The organism is Moorena sp. SIO4A1, assembly GCF_010672065.1.
Lineage (GTDB): Bacteria > Cyanobacteriota > Cyanobacteriia > Cyanobacteriales > Coleofasciculaceae > Moorena.
Window position 1 is genome coordinate 1 of the sequence record NZ_JAAHHX010000231.1, and the last position, 2,796, is coordinate 2,796.

Annotated in this window: 1 protein-coding gene; it reads right to left on the reverse strand. The window is 41.4% G+C overall.

Annotated elements, in window-relative coordinates:
• Positions 1–399 precede the first annotated feature (399 nt).
• A complete protein-coding gene (locus F6K53_RS36585) occupies positions 400–2,061 on the reverse strand; it encodes a phosphoglucomutase, alpha-D-glucose phosphate-specific (protein WP_293019856.1) in 1,662 nt (553 codons plus the stop codon).
• Between the last annotated feature and the right edge of the window lie 735 nt (positions 2,062–2,796).

The window sequence follows — 2,796 nt, forward strand, 5'->3', positions numbered from 1 at the left end:
GGAGCAGATAATTTGCGCTCGCTGTTGTGTTTTACTCAAGCAGTGCGACTTCATTCGTGGTCTGACCCATTTTCATTGGTGGCAGGCAGCCAAGGCTTAACGATAACTATTTAACCGGATTTGATATTAGTTGGGGCAACGATTGAGGGTAGCAATTGCGTAAACTGTGCGTTCGCTGCGCCACTAATAGCCGACCCAATGGGGTCGAATAGCCGACAATGAAGGACTATTCAACCGTGAGTCGGTTGGGACTTAATTCCTGAAACCATTGCCCCGTCTGACTTTTAAAATCTTCAAAACGTACATGAGGACCTGCGGAATGTGAGTTATAAGCCATCAGCCCGGTTTAATTTAGAGTATTTATTGTTCGTATTTATACTAACTAGTAACTAGTAAAATTTATTGAGTAACATTATTTACAATCTGGATAGCTTCTTGCATAAGCAAGTCCAGATGATGCTCACTTTTGAAACTTTCTCCATAAACCTTATAAACGGGCTCTACCATTTCCGTTCCTGACGGACGAGCAACAAACCATCCATTAGTCGTCCTGATCTTAATCCCTCCCAATGATGCATCATTCGCCGGAGCCCTGGTAAATTTAGCAACAATAGGATCCCCCGCCAGAGTAGACGCACTTATTTCAAACTCTGAGAGTTGACTTAGTTTTTTCTTTTGGCCTGGTTTAGCAGGAACAAAAATCTTAGTATAGTAACATTCACCATACTTATCGGTTAAATCTTGATAGTGCCTGCTGAGATCCTTTCCACTTTTCGCAAAAATTTCTGCTGCCAACAAGTTCATGACAATCCCATCTTTATCTGTTGTCCATACAGAACCGTCTTTACGCTGAAAAGATGCTCCAGCACTTTCCTCACCAGCAAAATTTAGACTACCTTCTTGCAGTCCTGGAACAAACCATCTGAATCCAATGGGAGCTTCATAGAGTGAGTAGCCAATCGAACGAGCAACCCGATTGAGCATATCACTGGTCACAATAGATTTACCGATAACACCGCTGGCAGACCAATCAGATCGCGATTGAGCCAGATAACCAATTGCTACAGCAAGAAAGTGGTTGGGAGGGATTAAACCAGCATTAGGTGTGACCACACCAAAGCGATCGCTATCTGCATCATTGCCAAAAGCTATATCATACTTATCTCTTACTTTCACTAAGTTAGCCATGACCTCAGGAGAAGAGCAATCCATGCGGCGCTTGCCATCCCAATCAGGTGCCAGAAAATAAAAACTTGGATCAATGGTTCGCTCAAGGATATCTAGCTTGAGTTGATAATGCTCAGCAATTGCATCCCAGTAACAAACACTCGAACCACCTAACGGATCAACACCAATATGAATATCTGAGGTGGAAAGAGCTTTTAAGTCTACAACTGTGCATAAATCTCTAACATAACCAGAAATATAATCGTAAATATGAGTGGTAGGAGCCTTTAGAGCTTTTTCATAGGTCCACCGCTTGACCTCTCGATTACCATTCCCTAAGAGTTGATTAGCACGCGCCTCAATCCATTGAGTTGCTATGGGCTGCGCTGGCCCACCTGAGGGCGAGTTGTACTTTATACCGCCGTCGCAAGGAGGATTATGAGACGGGGTGATAATCAGGCCATCAGCCAAATGTCTTATCTTCCCCCTATTATAGTGAAGAATTGCATAGGAAATAACTGGTGTTGGCGTATAGCGAGCATCCCCCGTCAAGGGAGCAATGTAAATATCTATTTCATGGGCAGAGAAAACTTCTAAGACAGTTCTTTGGGCGGGTGATGACAGGCCATGAGTATCCATTCCTACAAACATTGGACCACAAATTCCCTGTTGTTGACGAAATTCCGCGATCGCCTGAGCGATCGCAAGAATATGAGCTTCATTAAAACTTCCCAAGGTCGATGTACCTCGATGCCCAGCTGTACCAAATTTTACACGTTGCTTTGTGTCACCTGGTTGAGGTTGGATACTGTAGTAATCACTTAAGAGATTTTGTGACTCAACTTCTTGATCTGGCCCAAGAATGTAAGCCCCTAATTCTTTCGATTCTCTCATCTTCATTATTCTTTTATTGACGTTCTTTCCCTAACTCATACCCCTGTCTTTTATACCAGGGTAAACGCATCTAATTTGGTCTAAATGGTAACATACAAAACTCTCATTAAGTCAATTTTTTTTTTAATTCGAATAAATCCCATCCTAAAGCAGTTTTTTTTTGTTCAAAGTCAACAAATTTTACGCTGACTTTGAACAATAATCAAAGTCGGATTTGCGTACGAAACCCGAATGTAGAGTACTCTCAAATCGACCAAGGATAACACGGCCAAGAATTGAGAATGAATTGTGCTTATTGAGAATCAACAGGGTAATTATAGATTTTTGATATTATTGTTTAGTTTTTAACTGTAAATTTTGATACAAATTTCGATGCGTTTACCCTGTATACTCTACAGGCTCCTAGTTATAACTAGTCGCACCCCATATCCCAATCTCGTTTTCTGCTGCTTCATTAGAGATTTTAGTTCTTCTACTGATTCAGCAATGTCTATTTTCGGTACTCCTGACATCGATAATTATTCTGATTTTTTTTACTTTACCAAGTCTCTCATATCAAGTCACATTAATTGACCATAGTTAAGCAGCTTCTTCCATTACCTCAGGCTACCAATGATAGAAGCTGATGCAGCGGATCAACTCTCAGGGAATTGAGCAAATAGCGCCAGCGTTGCTCAACAAGGTCTTCAAGGGGTTCTATTGAGTCAAATACTATATTTCCCAAGGCTTGATTCA

Coding starts and splice junctions, on each gene's coding strand:
- F6K53_RS36585 (WP_293019856.1), bottom strand. CDS start 2,061: ATGAGAGAATCGAAAGAATTAGGGGCTTACATTCTTGGGCCAGATCAA.